Genomic DNA, 18,316 nt, shown 5'->3' on the forward strand with positions numbered 1-18,316 from the left:
GTTGCGGATCTGATGGATGATACAGACCTGCACCTCCGTCTTTGGATAGATGGTTTCGATCGCTTCCGGGAAGCCCTTCAGGCCGTCCACCGAGGCGATCAGGATGTCCTTGATACCGCGGTTTTGCAGGTCGGTCAGCACACTGAGCCAGTAGTGCGCGCCTTCGTTCTCGGACAGATACAGCCCCAGCAGCTCCTTCTTGCCCTCGATGGTCAGGCCCAGGATGGTGTACACGGCCTTGGAGATGAAGCGGCCGTTCTCCTTGATCTTGTAGTGAATGGCATCCAGCCAGACGAAGGGATAGACCGGCTCCAGATCCCGTTCCTGCCAGGCCCTGAGTTCGGGCACCAGGCGGTCGGTAATGGCGTTGAGTGTGCCGTTGGAGACGTTCATGCCGTACAGGTCCATGATGTGCTCACGAATGCTCTGATAGCTGTTGCCGAGCGCGAACAGGGAGAGGATCTTGCCCTCCATCTCATCAGTCAACCGGGTCTGATACTTCTTGACCGTCTGGGGTTCGAACGAGCCATTGCGGTCTCTCGGCGTCTCCAGTTCAAATTCGCCGGACGCCGTTTTGACGGTCTTTTTGGAGGTGCCGTTCTTGCGGTTGGTCGAGGCGTCATTGGTCAGATGCTCGTCCAACTCCGCACCCAGTGCCGCTTCAGTGATCTGTTTGATCAGCGGTGTGAGCAGGCCATCCTTGCCATTGAGGCTCTGACCGGCCTGAAGTGCCTTGGCAAACGCCTGGATATCGATTTCGTACTTATCAGCCATGATGTGTCGCTCCCTTTTTCAGTCAGTGTAGGAAACGACACAGAACTCTGAACACTACCGTCCGTGCGCCCAGTGATACCTCTCTCGACAGTTATCAGTCTGAAACGGCTCTGCAGCAGTTGGCCTGCTACATCGGTAATCGTTTCGAGCTATTTAGTCTTCTGCCTGCCCCCTGTGTCAGCAAAGGGTGGGGCCAGACCCACCACAACTACCCACGTTTCAAATTGTCACACCAGCCTAATTTGCTAGCTTTTCATCAGTCCAGAATGTCCGGTTTCCGTCGGTTTGCCTCAGGCTGTAGTTCCGTCCGTAGCGCTCGGTAATCAGGGCATCGGATCATTGAACGGGTGAGATAAATCAGGCACTGTAAAGCCCCGCTTATAACGCAGCAGGATGCCAGTGAACGACACGATCCGTTTTTATGATCAGCACGCAGAAGCCTTGGCAGCCCAGTATGACTCGCTGACATTCCGGCAGGTGCATGGCACTTGGCTTTCGGAGCTGTCTTCGATACCGGTCGGTGCTGCGCTCGACGTGGGGGCGGGAAGCGGCCGTGACGCTTGTGCGCTCCATCAGAGGGGGTGGCGTGTGACGGCGGTGGAACCGGCGGCATCGTTACGAGCGTTGGGGGCCAGGAAAGCAGATGAGATCTGTTGGCTGGATGACCAGTTGCCGGCGTTGTCGAATCTGAAAGCTGCTCATCATTCCTTTGGGTTTATTCTGTTGTCGGCCGTCTGGATGCACCTTCCAGAACAGCAGCGGCCAGAGGCTCTGGCCAGGCTGGTGGAGCTGCTTGCGCCAGAGGGTATGTTGGTGATCAGTTTGCGCCATGGTCCCTCAGAACCGGGAAGGCCTATGTATCCGGTATCGATGGATGAATTGATACGGCTGTCCGCGCCGCATGGGCTCACCGTACAGGAGCTTGTGGCGGGAGAGCGGGACTGCCTGCAACGCAATCACGTATACTGGCAGACTGTTATTCTGCGACACAGGAAGTTTGTGCGTGAACGAAGTCTGTTCCCGTCTGTTGGACGGTCAGGAAGATCGTCAGCTGGTTGACGCACTGCGTTATGCCATCGCTGAGGCTAACCATATTGAGATTGCGGTCTCTTTTATAAAACGCAGCGGTCTCGACCTTATCTTTGACGATCTCGCTTCTGCCATGGAATCGGGACGTTGCAAGCAGCTTTCTATACTGACAAGCGATTATCTCTGCATAACGGATCCCCGTGCCTTGAAGGCGTTAATGCTGTTGGTCGAGCGTGGTGCCGATATTCGTGTGCACGAGGTGCCCGCCGGCGAGAGCTTCCACCTCAAAGCATATCTGTTTCTGGAAACGGAGCAGGCCAACTGGCTGCAGGCGAGTGCCTTTATCGGTTCAAGTAACCTGAGCAGGCCTGCATTGACGAATGGTTTGGAGTGGAATTACAGGCTGCACTGGCCAGACCCTCATGATGTATCCGCGCGACAGCGTATTGAGGAGGTCAGGTATCGTTTTCAGGAACGCTTTTCGGATCGTCGGGTAAAACCGCTCAGTTTTGAATGGATCGAGGCTTATCAGCAACGCCGTAAGGTTGTTCCGTTGCAATATCTTCAGCCTGCCCCCGAGGAGCTGGATGACGCGCCGCCCGTCCCCAGGGTATATCAACAGCAGGCGATGGACGCGCTAGCGAGCAACAGGGAGCTGGGGAAACGTAAAGGGTTGGTGGTGTTGGCGACGGGGTTGGGGAAAACCTGGCTGGCGGCGTTTGATGCGCTGCAGATGGGCGCAAAAAAAGTGCTTTTCATCGCTCACCGGGAAGAGATTTTGTTACAGGCGCAGCGCAGTTTTATGTCGGTGATTCCCGATGTCAGCAGTGGCTTTTATGGCGGGAACGAAAAGACCCGGCAATCCGACCTACTGTTCGCATCGGTGCAAACGCTGGGACGCCGTGTTCATTTCAAACGCTTTTCACCTGATCATTTTGATTACATCGTGGTCGATGAGTTTCACCATGCCGCCGCCGCCAGTTATCAACGCATTCTCGATTACTTCGAGCCGACATTCATGCTGGGTTTGACGGCGACGCCTGAGCGCGGGGACGGCAAAAGTATTCTCGCATTGTGTGACGATAATCTGGTGTATCGGATGGATCTGTTCGAGGGAATCGATGGTGGTCATCTGGTGCCGTTTCATTACTACGGTATTTTTGATCACGATGTGAATTATGCACATATCCCGTGGCGAAGTGGGCGTTTTGATCCCGATGCGCTCACGGCAAAACTGGCGACAGTCAAACGTGCACGCCATGCACTGAAGGAGTGGCGTGACAGAGCCGGTACGCGAACCTTGTCTTTCTGCGCTTCACGTAAACATGCTGATTTCATGGCCGATCAGTTCAGGCGGGCGGGGGTGTCGGCGGCAGCCGTGTATGCGGGATCGGCGCTAAGTCGTGAAACGGCACTGGCGCAGCTGGAACAGGGAGAGCTATCTGTACTGTTTGCCGTAGATCTGTTTAACGAAGGGATGGACCTTCCGGCGATCGATACAATCATGATGTTGCGGCCAACAGAGTCCGGCATTCTTTTTCTTCAGCAGTTGGGGCGCGGTTTAAGACGTTCCCCTGACAAGTCGCATCTGGTCGTCCTGGACTTCGTTGCAAACCACCAGAGTTTTCTGAACCGCCCTCAATTGCTGAGTGGCCGGCAGGGGAATGAATCACGCAACGATGTTATCCGCAAAATCTGTCGAGGCGAGAGTCTGCTTCCCGATGGCTGCTTCGTTAACTACGATCTGGCGTTTATCGAGTTTCTGCAACAGATTAGCAGTCTGCCGCAGGAACGGGACTATCGTTCGCACCGCGAGTCATTAGGACGACGTCCGTCGCTGAAAGAGTTCTGGCAGAGGTACCCGGAGACGCTGGGGCGTCTAAGGAAAACCTATGGCAGCTGGTGGGCGTTTCTGGATCAGTTGGGCGAGCTGTTGCCGGAGGAGCTGGAAGTGCTGGCGTCCTTTGATGATTGGTTTCAGGACCTGACAATCAGTCAGCTCTCCAAGTGCTTCAAACTGGTGCTGCTGCATACATTTATAGAACAACAGCGTATTGGTACCGGCGCAACGGTTTCCGAGCTGGCCATATGGTCGAGGGACTGGTTTTTAACCAATCCGCACTGGCAATCTGAGATATCGGAGAAGCTTTTGCCGCTCGACGCCGTACCGGAAGGGCGATGGCGAACCTATTGGAGTTCCAACCCCGTTAAAGCCTGGACTCGACCTGAGCGGCGTTCGAATACAAGCTGGTTCATTGTGGAGGATGGGGCCTTCAGATTCAGCGAGTTGATTGCCGAGGAACTGGTCGAGGGCTGGCTGCGGATGTCCTCCGAAATCTTGCAGTGGCGAATGGCGGTATATCAGCAGGAAAGGTTGGTGGCAGAGGCAGACCCTGAGAAGGACAAGAAACTTGATGCGGCAGTGCCGCCCGGACAACAGGTACCATTTTTCGACACCCTCCGTATCGCCTGCGGCCACTTCAGAACGTCTAGCGCTGAGTCTGCCACCATGGCCCGTGTGGGGGATGGTTACGGGCGGCTGGATCCACAGCGTCACTTCATCGCGGCGGCGGCTGGGGAGTCGATGAATGGTGGCAAGTATCCAATTGCGGACGGAGATCTGCTGTTATTGGAGTTTATTACGCCGGATAACGCAGGGAAGATCAGTGACCAGATCGTAGCGATCGAACGTCAGGACAGCGCGGGCGATAACCAGTATCTATTGCGTAAAGTGCTGAAAACGGGGCCCGGTCAATACTTGCTAAGAGCCAACAACCCGGATTACGCGGATCTGCCTGCCAGTGAAGAGATGATGACCTTTGCACGCTTGCGCGCCGTGTTATCTACAGATGAGATCCAGCCTGTGCTCGAATGATCACGCCCTGACCCGACCTGATTTGCATACGCGGAACAAGCGCCTGTAACCTGTGCCGGCCCGTATAAAACGGCTATGGACAGGGAGAACGGGTGGGGACGGAGTGGTCTAAACCTCAGTCTTTGCACCCCCTCAGCTCTTCCGCCTAGCCTTCCGCCACTGGGCAGGTGACAGCCCTGTCCAGCGCTTGAAGGCGCGGCAGAAGGCCGCCGCCTCGGTAAAGCCGCTCTGTTCCGCCACCTCCTGTACGTTCAGATGTTCGCTGGCCAGTAGTTTCAGTGCGAAATCGCGGCGCAGGGCTTCCTTGATCTGGCGGATCGAGCTGCCTTCCTCCTGTAGTCGGCGGCGCAGGGTGCGCGGTGCGATCAGCAGCAGGCGGCTGATCTCGTCCAGCTCGGGCATCTGTTCAAGGTCGTAGCGTTGCAGCAGCACCCGGATTCGGGTCTGCAGGCTGTTGTCGCGTACCGGCCGGTGCAGAATCTCGGCGGGGCAGTTCCGCAGGAAGGTCTGCAATTCGGTGGCGTTGCGGATGATCGGCAGTTGCAGAAAGCGCGGGTGCAGGTAGAAGCCGCACCGGGGCTGGTCGTAGAGCAGCTCGCCCAGGTACATCACCCGGTATTCCCGCGCATGCTCTGGTGCCGGATAGCCGAAGCAGGTGCTGGCTACGGGGATCTGTTGGCCCACCAACCAACTGGCGAAGCGCTGCCACATCAGCATGATGAACTCCTGCAGGAAATGGTCCGGATCCCGTCCCTGGTGGTGCAGGTGCAGTCGGTAAAACACCAGCGGTGGCTGGCTGGGGTTGTCCAGCTCCAGGCCGAGTTCCAGGTCATCCGAAACGGCGGTATAGAAACGCGAACTCTGTTGCAGCATGCCGCCCAGGGTTTTGGCCCCCTGAGCCAATTCCGCCATCAGCGAGAACACCCCACGCTTGCAGATAGTCGGTGACAGCCCCATGAACTCGTCGCGGCTGAAGCGCCACACCGCCTTGATCAGATCGCTGAGCTGGCGCTCGGTGATCTGCCGTTCCGGCCGGTCTAGCCAGTCCGCCGGAATCCCTCCTTCGGAGAGCAACTGTATCGGATCGGCCCCCTGTCGCAGCGCGCCCCTGACGGTGGCGCGGATGTAGTGGTTGGCAATATGGGCCTTGCCGGAAGGCTGAGGCAGATCCCCGGAGTTCATCATGCAGTCCTGTACGTTTTCGCGGTAGCCAAGTGTCCGTCCGTTCAACAGCAGTCTGCAACTGTTGGCCTGTTCGATCAATAAAAACGACCGGAGCTGTCATTCAAAGGGCCAGATTAAAGCTCTTTAATGGCCTTAATGGTCAACCGGCCGGTGGCCCCTTTACCAGAAAAACAATACGAAGGGCTCAGTATGAACGTACAGGCACAGCCCGTGGCCGACACTGGCGTCGGCGACGAGGATAAGGCTCTCTTTGAAGAGATGGTGCGGCGCATCTTGGAACAGGAGGTGGCGCCGGACTATGAACGCTGGGAGCAAGCGCATCAGCTGCCCCGCGAACTCTGGTACCGGTTGGGCGAGGCCGGGCTGCTTGGCGTTGACCTGCCGGAAGCGCTCGGCGGCTCCGCTGCCGGGGTTGAGATCTGCCTGATGATCTGCGAGGAGATCTCCCGCCAGGGTTTCGGCGGTCTGGCCAGTGGCTACAACATCCACGCCAATATCGTGATGCCCTACATCCTGCATCTGGGCAGCGAAGCACAGCAGCAATATTGGCTGCCGCGCATGGCCAGCGGCGAGGTGCTGGGCGCCATCGCCATGACCGAGCCCGGTGCCGGCAGCGACCTGGCCGCCATGCGCAGCACGGCGGAGAGGGTCGACGGCGGCTGGAAGCTCAACGGCGCCAAGGTGTTCATCACTAACGGCCAGCTGGCGGATATGGTGATCGTCTGCGCCAAGACCGATCCCAGTGCTGGCGCCCGAGGCGTGTCGCTGTTCCTGGTCGATACATCATTGCCGGGATTCTCCCGTGGCAAGTCGATCCGCAAGATCGGCCAGCATGCCAGCGATACCGCCGAACTGTTCTTCGATGACCTGATCGTGCCCGATGACGCTTTGCTGGGCGAGGCGGGCAAGGGGTTTGTTTACCTGATGCAGGAGCTGCCGCGCGAACGGTTGGGGGTTGGTGCCCAGGCGCTGGGCGCGATCGAAGGGGCGCTGCAGCTGACGCTGGACTATGTGCAGCAGCGCCGCGCTTTCGGTCAGCGGATCGCCGATTTCCAGAACACCCGCTTTACCCTGGCGGAGGTGCGGGCGCAGCTGGAGATGGGCTGCGCCTACTTCAATCAGTGCCTGCAGCGTTATGCCGTCGGCGAGATGAGCGGCATGGATGCGGCCACCCTCAAATTGATGCTGAGCGAGATGCAGTGCCGCTCGATCGACCGCTGTCTGCAGCTGTTCGGCGGCTACGGCTACACCCTGGAATACCCGATCTCCCGTTTCTACGTGGATGCACGTATCCAGACCATCTATGCCGGCACCTCCGAGATCATGAAAGAGGTGATCGCCCGCGACATGTTGGGCCGGACGGCCTGAAAGAGGGGGGGGGCAAAATGTAGCGAGCGAAGGTGAGACAAGGCAAAAATCGGCGAAAAAGCGGAGTTTACGTTCTGTAAATGAGCATTTTGAGCCGAATTTTAACGCAGTATCACCGAGCGCAGTAGTTTTGCGACACCCTCTGAAGACCGCCAATCGGAACATATAAAAGGAGCAACCCTGATGACCGATACACTCAAACTGCAGGATGTGGTGATTGTCGCCGGCGCACGTACCGCCATCGGCGATTTCGGCGGCAGCCTGTCCGCCTACAGCCCGGCTGAACTGGGCAGCTTTGCCGGCCGCGCCGCCATCGAACGGGCCGGCATAGACGCCACAGAGATCGACCACTCTGTGTTCGGCCACATCATTACCACCAGTCCGCAGGATGTTTACCTGTCGCGCCATATCGCATTGAACTGCGGTCTGTCGGACAGCTCGGCGGCACTGAACGTCAACCGGCTGTGCGGCTCCTCGGTGCAGTCGTTGATCTCCGCCGCCCTGCTGATCCAGGCCGGCGCCAGTCGTATCGCGCTGGCTGGCGGCGCCGAAAGCATGAGCCAGGGCGCCTACCTGCTGCCGAAGCTGCGTTTCGGCCAACGCATGGGCGATGCCAAGGCGCTGGACATGACCGTCGGCATTCTCAGCGATCCCTTCGGCAGCGGCCATATGGGCATCACCGCCGAGAATATTGCCGCCCAGTACGGCTTCAGTCGCGAACAGCTGGACCAGTATGCCTGCGACAGCCATCGCAAGGCTGCGGCGGCCATCGGTGCCGGCCATCTGGCCAGCCAGATCGTGCCGGTGCCGGTGAAAAAAGGGCGCGAGACGCTGTCGTTCAGCGAGGACGAGCATGTCCGGCCGGATGTCACCTTCGAGGGCTTGCAGACGTTGCGTGCCGCCTTCAAGCAGGATGGTTTGGTCACCGCCGGCAACGCCTCCGGCATCAACGACGGCGCCGCGGCGCTGGTGCTGACCTCCCTGCAGGAAGCGCAAGTGCGCGGCCTGAGCGCCAGGGCGCGCTTCGTCAGCTACGCTTTCGCCGGCGTGGAGCCGCATCTGATGGGGCTGGGGCCGATTCCGGCGGTGAAGCAGGCACTGCAGCGGGCGGGATTGAGCATGGCCGATATCGACATCATCGAGTCCAACGAGGCCTTTGCGGCACAGGCGATGGCGGTGGCGCAGAGCCTGGAGTTCGATCCGGCCAAGGTCAACGTCAACGGCGGTGCCATCGCCCACGGTCATCCGGTCGGCGCGACGGGCTCGATCATTACCCTCAAGGCGCTGTATGAGCTGGAACGGCTCGGTAAGCGGCGGGCGCTGATCACCATGTGCATCGGCGGCGGTCAGGGGATCGCGCTGATTCTGGAACGGCTGGAGGGTTGAGTGGTGAACGATCTGAACAGAGTTAAACCGATCCGTACCGTGGCGGTTATCGGTGCCGGCGTGATGGGCGCCGGGATCGCCGTCCAGGCCGCCAACGGCGGAGCCGAGGTGCTGCTGCTGGATATCCCGCCGGCCGGTGTGGCGGCCGACGCCCCGGCTGAGCAGCGCAACGCGATCGCCAGCGGCGCGCTGGCGCGGATGCTGAAGGCCGGCCCATCCGGTGCGCTGATGGATGCATCCGTGGCCAAACGTATCCGGGTGGGCAATACCGAGGATGATCTGGCGCTGTTGCGAGAGGCGGACTGGATCGTCGAGGTGGTGGTGGAGCGGCTGGATGTCAAACAGGACCTTTACCGCCGGATCGCCGAGGTCCGGGCGCCCGACGCCATTGTCTCCTCCAACACCTCCACCATCCCACTGGCGACGCTGGTGGAAGGGATACCACAGGGCCTGCGTGAGCATTTCGTGGTGACCCATTTCTTCAATCCGCCGCGTTACATGCGCCTGCTGGAACTGGTGACCTCCGCTGAAACCCGCCCGGAGGTGCCGGAGCGGGTGCAGGCGTTCATCGATCGCTGCATGGGCAAGACGGTGATCCGCTGTAACGACCGCCCCGGCTTCATCGCCAACCGGCTGGGCGTGTACTGGATGCAGGTGGCCTTGCAGGAAGCGATCGCGCAGGGGCTGAGCGTCGAGGACGCCGACGCGGTGATGCAGGTCTGCGGTTTCCCGAAAACCGGTATCTTCGGGCTCTGGGACCTGGTCGGTATCGACCTGATGCCGGAGGTGACCGCCAGCCTGAGCCGTCTGCTGCCTGCGGATGATCCGTTCCAGACCTATGCCGGGCCGGTCCCGGTGATTGAGCAGATGGTCAGGAACGGCTGGTACGGCCGTAAGGGACGGGTGCTGCAGGGGTTTTATCGGCAGCGGCTCGACAGTGACGGTCGCAAGCTGCGTGAAGTGCTGGATCTGAACAGGCTGGAGTACCGGGCGCCGCAACGCTCCACGCTGGCGTCGGCGCAGCTGAAACCGGGCCAGCTCGGTGAGCTGGTCGGCTGCGACGATGCCGGCGGCCGTTACGCCTGGCGGGTGTTGGCCAGGGTGCTGGATTACGCCAGCCGTCTGGTGCCCGATGTAGCGGCCGAGATCGACTCGGTGGATGCCGCCATGCGGCTCGGCTACAACTGGCGCTGGGGGCCGTTCGAACTGATGGACCGGATCGGTGTCGCGGCTTTCACCGACCGATTGAGCGCCGAGGGGGCTGAGCATAGCGAGTTCCTGCAACAGGCGGCAGGGCAGCCCTGCTACCAAGATAACCAGCAGCTGGATCACCTGGGCCGCTACCAGCGCAGAACAACGGTTGATGGCGTCATCGACTGGCAGCAGGTTGTGCAACGGCCAGCGGTCCGCAGCTTCAGCCGCAGCGTGCTGCGCGAGCTGGACCGGGACACTTGGTGCCTGGAGTTCAACAGCAAGGTCAATGCCTTGAGCAATCAGCTGCTGGACGAGATCGAAAGCGCGCTGGCAGAAGCGATTGCCGCCGACAAGGCGTTGATCCTCTACAGCGATAGCGGCATTTTCGCGGCCGGTGCCGACCTGAAAGAGTTCCTGGCGATGACTGCCGAGGACGGGGCGATCGACCGTTACATCTGCCGCGGCCAAGCGCTGTTTGCCAGCATCCGCAAGGCGCCGGTGCCGGTGGTTGCCGCCGTCGCCGGCAAGGCGCTGGGCGGCGGGCTGGAATTGATCTTCCACTGCCACCGCATTCAGGCGCATGCCGAAGCCTATCTCGGCCTGGTCGAAACCAGCGTCGGCATCGTGCCGGGCTGGGGCGGCTGCCGGGAGCTGCTGGCCCGCTGCAGCGAGCGGCTCGGCCCTGAACAGGTTGTCGAGCAGGCATTTACCCTGCTCGCCGGCGCCCGGGTCAGCGGCTCGGCGCTGGAGGCCCGACAGCTTGGCATCTTGCGTGAGCTGGATGGCATCAGCATGAATCGCGACCGGCTGTTGTCCGATGCGGTCGAGCAGGCCCGGCGGCTGCGCGATACGGCAGAGCGGACTGACATCGACAGCCCGCCGGCGCTGCGGGCTGCGACGCCGGCAATCACCGCTGAGGTGGGCAGCTACCAACAGCAGCTGGAGCAACGCCTGCTGAAACTGCTGAACCAGGCGGCACAGCCGGGCTGGTTCGATCGCTTCGGCGATCTTGAACGTCAATGCAATCTGGAATTGCTACAGAATCCGGCGTCGCTGCACCGTATGCAGGCGCTGCTGGAAACCGGCAGGCCGCTACGCAACTGAACCGATCCGAATACCGGCAAAACAATAATAATTCGAGGTGTGTTATGAATCTGGCAACTGAAACCCAAACGCTGATCGATCAGGCCACCCGCAATACCATCGGTGATGCCCTGAATCGCATCGCCATGCAGCGCCCGCAGCAGACGGCGCTTGAGTACAACAGCCGTGTCTGGAGTTACCAGGCGCTGAACCAGGCGGTCAACCGGGTGGCCAACCAGCTGCTGGCGCAGGGGTTGCAGAAAGGCGACCGGGTGGCGGCCTACGGCAAGAACTCCGATGCCTACCTGCTGCTGTGGCTGGCCTGTGCCCGGGCCGGTCTGATCCATGTGCCGGTCAACTTCTCGCTGACCGAACGCGAACTGGTCTACGTGCTGAGCCAGTCCGGCGCCCGCGCGCTGTTCGCCGATGACAGCCTGAAAACCCACGTGGATGAGGTCTGTGATCAATTGCAGGTCGGTATCCATGGCCGTCTGCACAGCGAATTCGCCGCCGATGACCGGATCGATATCCTGGCGGTGGCAACCGGGCCCGGCAGCGATCAGCCGCCGGCGGTGGCGTTGTCCGAGACTGACACCGTGCAGATTCTGTATACCTCCGGCACCACCTCTGATCCGAAGGGCGCGATGCACACTCACCGCTCGCTGATGGCGGAGTACAGCAGCTGCCTGCTGCACCTGGACATCAAGGCATCGGACCGCTGCCTGGCGGCGCTGCCGCTGTACCACTCGGCACAGATGCATGTGTTCACCATGCCCTCGCTGCTGGCCGGCGCCTACAGCTGCCTGCTGGATACGCCGACGCCGGAGGTGATCCTGCAGCTGCTGAAGGCGAAACAGCTGAACAGCTTCTTTGCGCCGCCCACGGTCTGGATCACGCTGCTGCACCATCCGCAGTTTGTCGAAGCCGAGCTGCAGCATCTGCAGAAGCTCTACTACGGCGCGTCGATCATGCCCGAACCGATCGTCAGGGAGCTGGGTGAGCGGCTGCCGCAGTCCGGCCTCTACAACTGCTACGGCCAGAGCGAGATCGCACCGTTGGCGACGGTACTGTCGCCCGAGGAGCATCGGCAGCGGCCGGCGTCCTGTGGTCGTCCGGTGATCAACGTGGAGACCCGGATCATCAATCCGGCGACCGGCGAGGATTGTGCGCCGGGCGAGCAGGGCGAACTGGTTCACCGGTCGCCGCAGTTGATGGTTGGCTACTGGAATAAGCCGCAGGAAACCGAGGAAGCCTTTGCCGGCGGCTGGTTCCACTCCGGCGACCTGGGCTACCGCGACGAGCAGGGCTATATCTGGATCGTCGACCGCATCAAGGACATCGTTAATACCGGTGGCGTGCTGGTGGCCAGCCGCGATGTCGAGGAGGCGCTCTACACCCATCCGGATGTGGACGAGGTAGCGGTTATCGGGGTGCCGGATGAGAAATGGATCGAGGCGATCGCCGCGGTGGTGGTGCTGCGCCCGGAAGCCGACCCGGATGCGGATAGCCTGATCCAGCATGCCAAAGCCCATCTGGCGCCCTTCAAGGTGCCGAAGCAAGTGCATTTTGTGCAACAGCTGCCGAAGAACACCTCCGGCAAGCTGTTGAAACGCACGCTGCGGCAGCAGTTCTCCGCGCTCTGAGCCGACACCTGCAGACAATCTCCGCCGGGGCCGGTTTGCGGCTCCGGTGGACTTTCTCAAAGGACCACAAGCTATGCGAGCCGATTCTCACGTGATCCGGGAGGTGGACGGTTCTGTGCTGGTTATCAGAATCGCCAACCCGTCCCGAAAGAACGCCCTGAATATCGAGGCATACCGGTGTTTATCGGCGTGTATCGACTATGCCGAAGGCAACGAAAACATTACGTCTGTGTTGATAACCGGCGGTGATCAGTATTTTTGCAGCGGCCATGACCTCGAGGATTTCTCGTTAAATCCCATCGAAGACGACCACCACCCCGTTTTCCAGTTCATGCTTAGGCTAAGCCGGTTCAGCAAGCCGGTCATAGCGGCGGTGGAAGGCTTTGCCGTCGGGATTGGTGCGACCCTGCTGCTGCATTGCGACCTGGTGTATGCCGGTGAAAGCAGCTTCTTTCAGATGCCGTTTACCAGGTTGGGCCTGTGCCCCGAATTTGCCGCCACCTTCGTCATTCCCCAATGTGCCGGCCATCGCTTTGCCGCCGAGATGCTGATGCTGGGCAAACGATGCAGCGCGGACCGTTTCAGAGAGGCCGGTTTTATCAACCAGCTGACGGCGGATGGCAAAGCGTTCGACAGTGCAATGGCCGCAGCCCTGGAGATTGCGCAGATGAATCCGCAGCCGGTAACCGCTACCAAAAGCCTGCTGAAGAAAAGGTTCAGCGAGGCAGCGCACGACAGCATGCGGGATGAACTCGATTGCCTGGTTGGCCTGTTAAAGGCAAGGAATGAACAGCTTGGGTAAATAAGGTTCTTTGCGGTCGGCAGGATCGCCAACTGAAAACAGCAGTGGCCTATGGTTGTAATACCGTTCATTTAAGGCAATGTGCTTTTGCGATTTGGGCAAAGTCTCTATCGGGAATTGCGTAGTTTTGTAGGGCGTACTTCAGTGCGCCAGCGCCGCAGGCGGTTATGAAGCCCTACGGGCTCCTGGTCGGCTGAAGCCAACCCTACATGATTGGCCCTCATAGTAGGGCGTCACCCGGGGCGCCACCGCCGCAGGCGGTTGTGAAGCCCTGCGGGCTCCTGGTCGACTAAACCTGCCCGGCCGGAGTCAACCCTACAGCCTTGTAGGGTGGGCACGTTTTTTGTGCCCACGCGGCAACTAAGTGAAAACAGCAGTGGCTTATGGCTGAGTCTTTTTCCATATCTGCTGGTTTGCTTCCAGCTGCTGCTGTTTCGCCGCCGCTTCCCGTGCTTTGTCCTTTTTGCTTTTGCGTTTTCCCTTGACCGGCCCTTTCGGGGCATCAAGCTCGGCCGGTGGCGTTTCGGAACGTTCGAAGCCAGGTATCTGTTCGCGGGCGATCTCCTGTTCGGTGCGTTTTTCGATCAGCTTGAAGTGGTTGTCATCTTCGTGGCCGATGAACGACAGCGCCTGTCCCTGTTCGCCGGCACGGGCGGTGCGGCCGATGCGGTGAACGTAGTCGGCCGGTGAGCGGGGCAGGTCGTAATTGACCACGCAGGGCAGTTGGGCGATGTCGATGCCGCGGGCGATCAGATCGGTCACCACCAGTACCTGCACCTTCTTGGCCTTGAAGTCGGCCAGGGCGCGATTGCGAGCGCTCTGGTTCATGTCACCGTGCAGTGCCTGCGCATTGATCCCTCTCTTGGCCAGCTTCATGGCGACGTTGTTGGCACCACGTTTGCTCGCCACGAACACCAGTACCCGTTGCCAACCCTGTTGTTTGACCAGATCGCTCAGCAGGGCGGTACGGTTGTGTCGGTCGACCTCGATTGCCCGCTGCTGAACCCGGTCGGCGACCTTGTACTCGCTTTCCACGGCTATCTGGCCGGGGTTGTCGAGTAGTTGCTTGGTGAGCGCCTTCACCTCGTCGGGGAAGGTGGCGGAAAACAGCAGGTTCTGGCGTTTTTTCGGCAGACGCCGCAAAACGCCGTTCAGCTCGTCGGCAAAGCCAAGGTCCAGCATCCGGTCCGCTTCATCCAGCACCAGGGTTTCGACCGACGACAGTTTAACGGCGTTCTGATCAAGCAGGTCCAGCAGGCGACCCGGTGTGGCGATCACGATGTCGCTACCGCCACGCAGCGCCATCATCTGCGGGTTGATCTTCACGCCGCCATATACCGCCGTGATCTTCAGCGACAGGGGCAGGTGGCGGGCATAGGTTTGCACCGCGGTTGCCACCTGGGCGGCCAGCTCCCGGGTCGGTACCAGAATCAATGCCCGCACGGCGCGATAGCCGGCTATTGGCTGCTCATTCAGCTTCTGCAGAATCGGCAGGGAAAACGCCGCTGTTTTTCCGGAACCGGTCTGGGCGGCGGCCAGCAGGTCGCGCCCCTCCAGTACCAGCGGGATCGCCTGCTGCTGAATCGGTGTCGGTCGTTTATAGCCTTGCTCCTCAAGGGTACGCAGTAAAAAATCGGATAAACCCAATGAGGTAAATGACATAGACGATCTCTGTTGGCTGGCGGCTGATGGGGGAAGAAACGATGGCCGTGTTCGGAGCGCCATTATATGGCAAAGCGGCAGCAAGGGTCAGGCTCTGGCTTCCAATAATAAATCCGAGGGGGCATGCGCGTCTGGTTGAAGTGAATGGTTGCTGTCGGGGCTGATACCTTGCGCGCCGGTAGCGTTTTCGCGACTATTGCCGCTCTGTCCGTCGCGAATCTCCTTGCACCATGTTGAAATTCCAGCAGCTCAGCGCCTTCAAGGCCGTCTATGAATTGGGCACGATGACCGCCGCGTCCAAGCATATCCATGTGACCCAGCCGGCGATCAGCCGGTTGATCGCCAGTCTTGAGCATCAGCTCGGTTTTCAGCTGTTCCAGCGTATCAAGGGGCGGCTAGTGCCCACCGACCAGGGCAAGGCGTTCTATGTCGAGGTCGCCAAGGCGTTTTCCGCACTGGAAACGCTGGAGGACAGTGCCCGGGATATCCGTTCCCACCATCATGGCAGCCTGCATATCACCGCCTTTCCGATGCTCTCCAACAGTTTCCTGCCGGGGGTGTTGGGCCAGTTCCTCAGCAGTGCGCCCAGCCTGAAGGCGTCGCTGACCAGCTACCGTTCCGAAGAGGTGCTGCGGCGCACGGAGATCCAGTCCTGCGATGTCGGTTTCGCGCTGATCGATTCGTTCACCGCCAGCGCCAGTATCATCCAACAGGCGGTCGAGGGCGATTGCGTTTGCATCCTGCCGCAGAACAGTCCGCTGGCCGATAAGGCAGAGCTGGTGCCGGAGGATCTGGCCGATATCCCGTTCATTCGCTATGAGAGCGAGGACTCCACCCAGCAGGAGCTGGATCAGCTGTTACGCCAGCAAGGCGTGCGCAGTAACGATATTCTGGAGGTGTCCTTCGCCAATGTGGCGGCGATGCTGGTCGGCCAGGGGATCGGGGTTGCGATGGTCGATCCCTTTACCGCACTGCATGCGCAGAGAACCGGTCAGCCGATTCTGATCAAGCCGTTCAAGCCGCGCGTGTCATTCCAGTTCCATATCCTCTATCCCGCACTGCGGCCGGTCTCGGGCATCACCAAGGCGTTCGTTCAGTACTTCTTCTCCCAGGCCGAGGCGGCGGGCATTCAGCTGAGATCGGAACCACCGCGTCCCTGAGATGCGTTGCCGGATCGGAATTTTTTAGTTCTTGGCGGGCTGGCGGGAAACCATCGACCTCGGCTGAACAAGCGCCGTGTAAGCACAAATAAACTGCCCGCCCTACAAGGTTTTTCCATGGCCGGATCTATGGCGGGATCTGTGGCACACGATCAATATCCTATTCCCCTGCCGCATAGCTGTTTGCTTTGCCGCCGTGGCCGAATTCGTCAGCAGTTTTAACGGTCTACCCCTATTGATTGCTAAGGCTATGTTTTTGAGCGCTGGTTCTTCGCAGCGCTGGTTGCCTAAAGAACGGATATAAGGTTTAGGCATAGGGTGTGGTGGCATTGGCATTGGTGGGGGCTCGGTCGGCTTTGTAAAGTGGACCCCGGCTAACCGCTACCAGGACTCTTCAATGACAAATATAAACATAAACTCAGAGCTCCAGATGCCAGCATCAGATTCACAGGAAGCGATCAAAGTTACCGATCTGCACAAGCGCTTCGGCGACCACGAAGTGTTGAAAGGGGTGTCGCTGACTGCCCATAAGGGCGATGTGATCTCGCTGATCGGCTCCTCCGGTTCCGGCAAGAGCACCTTCCTGCGCTGCATCAATCTGCTCGAGATGCCCAACGGGGGCGATATCCGGGTGGCGGGAGAGCAGATTCGCCTGAAGCCGGACGGCAAGGGGCTGCTCCATCCGGAGCAGCAGAAGCAGGTACAGCGGATTCGCTCGAAACTGGCGATGGTGTTCCAGGGTTTCAATCTCTGGTCACACATGACCATCCTCGAAAACGTCATCGAAGCGCCGGTGCAGGTACTGGGCGTCCCCCGTAAAGAGGCGATCGAGCAGGCCGAGGCACTGCTGCACAAGGTGGGTATCTACCCGCGCAAGGACGCCTATCCCGGTCATCTGTCCGGCGGCCAGCAGCAGCGCGCGGCGATCGCCCGCGCACTGGCGGTAAATCCGCAGGTGATGCTGTTTGACGAACCCACCTCCGCGCTGGACCCGGAACTGGTCGGCGAGGTGCTGCAGGTGATGCGCGAGCTGGCCGCCGAGGGCCGCACCATGATCGTGGTAACCCATGAGATGGCCTTTGCCCGTGATGTCTCCTCCCAGGTGCTGTTTCTCCACCAGGGCCGCATCGAAGAGCAGGGCGCGCCTGATCAACTGTTCAACGCGCCCCGTTCGGAGCGTCTGCAACAGTTCCTTGCCAGCAGTTATTGAGCCGCCCGCCGGCGACTCTGGCGACAGATTTTCCCGCTGGTTTTGCCAGTGAACTTCCCGGTTAATTTTCCCGGTTAATTTTCCCGGTTAGAGACGCAAAAAAATAATAAAGGAGATCGAAGATGAAAAAGTTACTCGCCGTTATCACGGCCGCCGCCGCATTCAGTGCCGCCAACGTGTCCGCCAAGGAGTGGAATGAGATCCGTATCGGCGTGGAAGGCGCCTACCCTCCGTACAGCTGGATTACCCCGAGCGGTGAGCTGGCCGGGTTCGATATCGATATCGCCAACGCACTGTGCGAAGAGATGCAGGCCAAGTGCAAGCTGGTGGCGCAGGACTGGGACGGTATGATTCCGGCGCTGATGACCCGTAAGTTCGATGCCATCGTGGCGTCCATGTCGATCACCGAAGAGCGCAAGCAGAAGGTCGACTTCACCGACAAGTATTATCAGGTCGCTTCCCGTTTCGTTGTTAAAAAGGGCCAGGACTTCGACTTCAGCGCGGCCGGGTTGGACGGCAAGAAGATCGGCGTGCAGCGCGCCAGTACGCAAGACAAGTATGTCACCGCCAACTTCCCGGGCGCCGAGATCAAACGCTACGGCGCCCAGGATGACGCCTTCCTGGACCTGAAGGCGGGCCGGGTCGACCTGGTGATCAGCAACATCCCGGCGGTGAAAAAAGGCCTGCTGGAGAAGGACGGTGGCGATCGGTACCAGCTGGTCGGACCGATGATTACCGACCGCGAGTGGTTCGGCGAAGGGGTGGGAATCGCCATCCGAAAGAACTCGCCGACGCTGCGGGAGAAGTTCAATAACGCCATCCAGGCGATCCGCGCCAACGGCGTTTACCAGCGGATTCAGGACAAGTACTTCGATTTCGATATCTACGGCGGCTGATCGCCCGGCGACGGGTAATCCGCGAACGATGGGAGCCGGGCGGACCGGC

General features: G+C 60.0%; 13 protein-coding genes. 10 read left to right on the forward strand and 3 right to left on the reverse strand.

Annotated features, from left to right (window positions below; translation table 11 throughout):
• The coding region (locus K6T12_RS01900; protein WP_222218943.1) for an IS256 family transposase at positions 1–774 on the reverse strand (774 nt) is incomplete at its 3' end.
• A 399-nt stretch (positions 775–1,173) separates the two neighbouring features.
• Here K6T12_RS01900 and K6T12_RS01905 point away from each other — a divergent pair.
• Both K6T12_RS01905 and K6T12_RS01910 read left to right on the forward strand, forming a co-directional pair.
• Positions 1,174–1,833, forward strand: a complete 660-nt coding sequence (locus K6T12_RS01905) for a class I SAM-dependent methyltransferase (RefSeq protein ID WP_222218945.1) — start codon at positions 1,174–1,176, stop codon at positions 1,831–1,833.
• Positions 1,778–4,678, forward strand: coding sequence for a DEAD/DEAH box helicase family protein (locus tag K6T12_RS01910; protein ID WP_222218947.1), 2,901 nt, complete (start codon positions 1,778–1,780; stop codon positions 4,676–4,678). The genes K6T12_RS01905 and K6T12_RS01910 overlap by 56 nt, the downstream gene beginning before the upstream one ends.
• Positions 4,679–4,810: 132 nt before the next feature.
• Here K6T12_RS01910 and K6T12_RS01915 read toward each other — a convergent pair whose 3' ends face one another.
• Positions 4,811–5,860: an AraC family transcriptional regulator gene (locus tag K6T12_RS01915; RefSeq protein ID WP_222218949.1), complete on the reverse strand. Its 1,050-nt coding sequence runs from the start codon at positions 5,858–5,860 to the stop codon at positions 4,811–4,813.
• A gap of 192 nt (positions 5,861–6,052) precedes the next feature.
• Between K6T12_RS01915 and K6T12_RS01920 the strand changes: the two genes are divergently transcribed.
• The 5 genes from K6T12_RS01920 to K6T12_RS01940 all read left to right on the forward strand — a co-directional run bounded on the left by K6T12_RS01920 (position 6,053) and on the right by K6T12_RS01940 (position 13,339).
• A complete protein-coding gene (locus K6T12_RS01920; RefSeq protein ID WP_222218951.1) occupies positions 6,053–7,231 on the forward strand; it encodes an acyl-CoA dehydrogenase family protein in 1,179 nt (392 codons plus the stop codon).
• A 183-nt stretch (positions 7,232–7,414) separates the two neighbouring features.
• Positions 7,415–8,617, forward strand: a complete 1,203-nt coding sequence (gene bktB / locus K6T12_RS01925) for a beta-ketothiolase BktB (RefSeq protein WP_222218953.1) — start codon at positions 7,415–7,417, stop codon at positions 8,615–8,617.
• A gap of 3 nt (positions 8,618–8,620) precedes the next feature.
• Positions 8,621–10,915 (forward strand): 3-hydroxyacyl-CoA dehydrogenase/enoyl-CoA hydratase family protein, encoded by a 2,295-nt coding sequence (locus K6T12_RS01930; protein ID WP_222218954.1) that lies wholly within the window; start codon positions 8,621–8,623, stop codon positions 10,913–10,915.
• Positions 10,916–10,959: 44 nt separating this feature from the next.
• Positions 10,960–12,537: a fatty acyl-CoA synthetase gene (locus tag K6T12_RS01935; RefSeq protein ID WP_222218956.1), complete on the forward strand. Its 1,578-nt coding sequence runs from the start codon at positions 10,960–10,962 to the stop codon at positions 12,535–12,537.
• A gap of 73 nt (positions 12,538–12,610) precedes the next feature.
• Positions 12,611–13,339, forward strand: a complete 729-nt coding sequence (locus K6T12_RS01940) for an enoyl-CoA hydratase-related protein (protein WP_222218958.1) — start codon at positions 12,611–12,613, stop codon at positions 13,337–13,339.
• A gap of 381 nt (positions 13,340–13,720) precedes the next feature.
• Here the strand turns inward: K6T12_RS01940 and K6T12_RS01945 are convergent, their stop codons facing one another.
• Positions 13,721–15,001, reverse strand: coding sequence for a DEAD/DEAH box helicase (locus K6T12_RS01945; RefSeq protein WP_222218960.1), 1,281 nt, complete (start codon positions 14,999–15,001; stop codon positions 13,721–13,723).
• A 230-nt stretch (positions 15,002–15,231) separates the two neighbouring features.
• On the opposite strand from K6T12_RS01945, the gene K6T12_RS01950 reads away from it, so the two are divergent.
• The 3 genes from K6T12_RS01950 to K6T12_RS01960 all read left to right on the forward strand — a co-directional run bounded on the left by K6T12_RS01950 (position 15,232) and on the right by K6T12_RS01960 (position 18,267).
• Entirely contained in the window at positions 15,232–16,161 is a 930-nt protein-coding gene (locus tag K6T12_RS01950; protein ID WP_222218961.1) for a LysR substrate-binding domain-containing protein, read from the forward strand.
• Between the two features lie 430 nt (positions 16,162–16,591).
• Complete coding sequence (locus K6T12_RS01955) at positions 16,592–17,371, forward strand: ABC transporter ATP-binding protein (protein WP_222218963.1); 780 nt, start codon at positions 16,592–16,594, stop codon at positions 17,369–17,371.
• A gap of 122 nt (positions 17,372–17,493) precedes the next feature.
• On the forward strand, positions 17,494–18,267 hold the full coding sequence (locus K6T12_RS01960) for an ABC transporter substrate-binding protein (protein ID WP_222218965.1): 774 nt from the start codon (positions 17,494–17,496) through the stop codon (positions 18,265–18,267).
• The last annotated feature ends 49 nt before the right edge of the window (positions 18,268–18,316 follow it).

Origin of the sequence: Marinobacterium arenosum (genome assembly GCF_019795155.1) — a bacterium.
GTDB classification, from domain to species: Bacteria; Pseudomonadota; Gammaproteobacteria; order Pseudomonadales; family Balneatricaceae; genus Marinobacterium_C; species Marinobacterium_C arenosum.

Excerpts from the sequence above, each read along its gene's own strand:
- K6T12_RS01920 (WP_222218951.1), top strand. The coding sequence starts at position 6,053 with ATGAACGTACAGGCACAGCCCGTGGCCGACACTGGCGTCGGCGACGAG.
- K6T12_RS01915 (WP_222218949.1), bottom strand. The coding sequence starts at position 5,860 with ATGAACTCCGGGGATCTGCCTCAGCCTTCCGGCAAGGCCCATATTGCC.
- K6T12_RS01940 (WP_222218958.1), top strand. The coding sequence starts at position 12,611 with ATGCGAGCCGATTCTCACGTGATCCGGGAGGTGGACGGTTCTGTGCTG.
- K6T12_RS01935 (WP_222218956.1), top strand. The coding sequence starts at position 10,960 with ATGAATCTGGCAACTGAAACCCAAACGCTGATCGATCAGGCCACCCGC.
- bktB (WP_222218953.1), top strand. The coding sequence starts at position 7,415 with ATGACCGATACACTCAAACTGCAGGATGTGGTGATTGTCGCCGGCGCA.
- K6T12_RS01955 (WP_222218963.1), top strand. The coding sequence starts at position 16,592 with ATGCCAGCATCAGATTCACAGGAAGCGATCAAAGTTACCGATCTGCAC.
- K6T12_RS01950 (WP_222218961.1), top strand. The coding sequence starts at position 15,232 with ATGTTGAAATTCCAGCAGCTCAGCGCCTTCAAGGCCGTCTATGAATTG.
- K6T12_RS01945 (WP_222218960.1), bottom strand. The coding sequence starts at position 15,001 with ATGTCATTTACCTCATTGGGTTTATCCGATTTTTTACTGCGTACCCTT.
- K6T12_RS01960 (WP_222218965.1), top strand. The coding sequence starts at position 17,494 with ATGAAAAAGTTACTCGCCGTTATCACGGCCGCCGCCGCATTCAGTGCC.